This is a genomic window from Acidovorax facilis (assembly GCF_023913775.1).
GTDB lineage: Bacteria > Pseudomonadota > Gammaproteobacteria > Burkholderiales > Burkholderiaceae_C > Acidovorax > Acidovorax facilis.
Window position 1 is genome coordinate 1 of the sequence record NZ_JAMXAX010000248.1, and the last position, 2,353, is coordinate 2,353.

The following is a 2,353-nucleotide window of genomic DNA, read 5'->3' on the forward strand; positions in this document are numbered from 1 at the left end:
ACGAGCCGCCGCAGGGCGACGTGGAAGAGACGCTGGCGGCAATCTGGGCCGAGGTTCTGCGGGTCGAGCGCGTGGGCCGGCACGACAACTTCTTCGAGCTCGGCGGGCATTCGCTGCTGGCTGTGCAAGTGGCCGCGCTCTTGGCTAATCGCTACGCCTGCGAAATTCCGGTGCGGACTTTCTTCGACGTACCCACGCTTCAGGCGTTTGCATCACGGCTGCCGACGGAACGGTTGCTTGGAAGTGGCTCGCGAACCAACCGGCTGACGCAGATGGACATTCTGATGAGCGAATTCGAGGTGTGAAGTGATGGAACTCGACGATCAACGCGTTGCCCACCGTTTCGCGGCACTGACCCCGGAAGGCCGGCGTGGTTTCTTGGCCAAGCTTCGGAAAGCAGGTTTGAGTTTTGCGGAGCTACCCATCGTGCCGGCAGACAGGAGCGGGAAGCTTCCAATCTCGTATGCGCAGCGTGGTCTGTGGTTGACCTGGAAGCTGGATCCGCACAGTCCTGCCTACAACATGGCCGGCATGTTGCGTTTCAGAGGGGGACTGAACGTCGGCGCGTTGTTGACTGCGGTGCAGAACTTGGTTGAGCGGCATGAGACGCTACGGACCGTTTTCCGCGTCGACAGCGATGATGAACCCCATCTGGTGATCCTGCCGCCGGATGTGGTCAAGACCGAAGTGGAGGACCTGTCCCAGCTGCCCGAACAGAATCGCACTCAAGGGTTGCAGCGATTGCAGCAGGATTTTGATCGAGCGCCTTTTCGACTCGACGCTGAGCCGCCATTGCGGGCAAGATTGTGGAAGCTCGGCGAGGAAGAGCATGTGCTGGGCATTGTGCTGCACCACATCGCAGGCGACGGTGTGTCCGTTCGCATACTGATCGACGAACTTCTGGTTCTCTATCAGAGTGAGTGCGGACGGAATGTGGAAAAACTGGAATCGTTGCCGATACAGTTCGCTGACTATGTCGTTTGGCAGCGCAATTGGTTCGAAGCCGGCGAGAAAGATCGCCAGCTTACCTATTGGCACGCTCGTCTCGGTAGCGAGCACTCGCCGCTAGAACTGCCGTTTGATCGTCCGAGAGGCGCAATACAAAGCTCGAAAGAGGGGCGACACGAGTTTTGCCTGCCCGACGCACTGAGCCGTGGGCTTCGGGCGCTGGCCCGCGAGCATGGCGTATCACTGTTCATGGTGATGCTGGCGCTGTTCAAGCTGCTGCTTTGCCGATTCAGCAGCCAGAGTAACGTGTGCGTAGGGGCACCGATCGCCAACCGCCAGCGTCCCGAGACGCGCGGTATGGTCGCATACCTCACCAATGTGTTGGTCCTGCGTACCCGGGTCGAGCTATCCGGAACTTTTGCGGACCTGCTCGGGGCGGTACGGGAAACCGTTCTCGAGGCGCATGCTCATCCCGATCTGCCCTTCGATCTGCTGGTCGACACGTTGCAGCCCGAGCGTCAGGTGGGCGTGCATCCGCTGTTTCAGGTGAAATGCACCCAGCAGGACGATATTCCGACCGTGTGGCGCTTACCGGGATTGGAAATCGAGGCTGATGGCCTGTCGGTGGGTGATGCTCACTTCGACCTGAGCCTGGATTTCGTCGACGGATCCGCCCGCATCGAGGCAGTATTTGTGTACTCGAAGGACTTGTTCGACGAGGCCACCATCACGCGTTTTGTGCGGGCCTTTTCTGCGCTGGCCGGATATGTCGTCATGTCCCCCGGCGCTCCGCTGAGCTGCGCGGATGTCGGAGAACCGTTTGCTCATCTGGAAGGCGAGAGTCGCTCGTTCATTCATACGGATGTGCTGAATATGTGGAACGACTCGGTGCGTCGTTTCCCGGATCGCAGCGCCGTCCGCTGCGACGATCGCGCTTATAGCTACGCGGAGCTCGATACCCACGCAGATCAACTCGCGGCCGAGTTGATGGCGCACGGCGTCGGTTCGGAGGCCAGGGTCGGCATTCATTCCGAGCGTTCGTGCGAGTTCGCGCTGGGCGTACTTGCGGCACTCAAGGCGGGGGCCGCCTACGTGCCACTGGATCCGCAGTTGCCGCCGCAGCGTCTTGCCTACCAGACGGACGACAGTGGCGTGCAAGTCTTGCTGTCCACCCAGACACCGGGCTGGCAGGTGTCGGTACCACTGATCGAGCTGGCGTTCGGTACGGCACCGAGCCGGAAGACGCTCCCTCCGATCGAGCCGCATCCCGCCCAGGCCGCCTATGTCATTTACACCTCGGGTTCCACGGGGCAGCCCAAGGGCGTGGTCATTAGTCGTGGTGCGCTTGCAAACTACGTGCAGGCGGTGCTGGAGCGGGTCGATCTGCCGGCAGATGCGAGCCAGG

Annotated in this window: 2 protein-coding genes; both read left to right on the forward strand. The window is 61.1% G+C overall.

The genetic code is table 11. The features are described 5' to 3' along the window. Positions 1-305 (forward strand): phosphopantetheine-binding protein (locus NFX52_RS29800; RefSeq protein WP_156358541.1); only part of this gene is annotated, 305 nt, incomplete at its 5' end. Positions 306-309: 4 nt separating this feature from the next. Beyond that, the coding region (locus NFX52_RS29805; protein ID WP_252635978.1) for a condensation domain-containing protein at positions 310-2,353 on the forward strand (2,044 nt) is incomplete at its 3' end.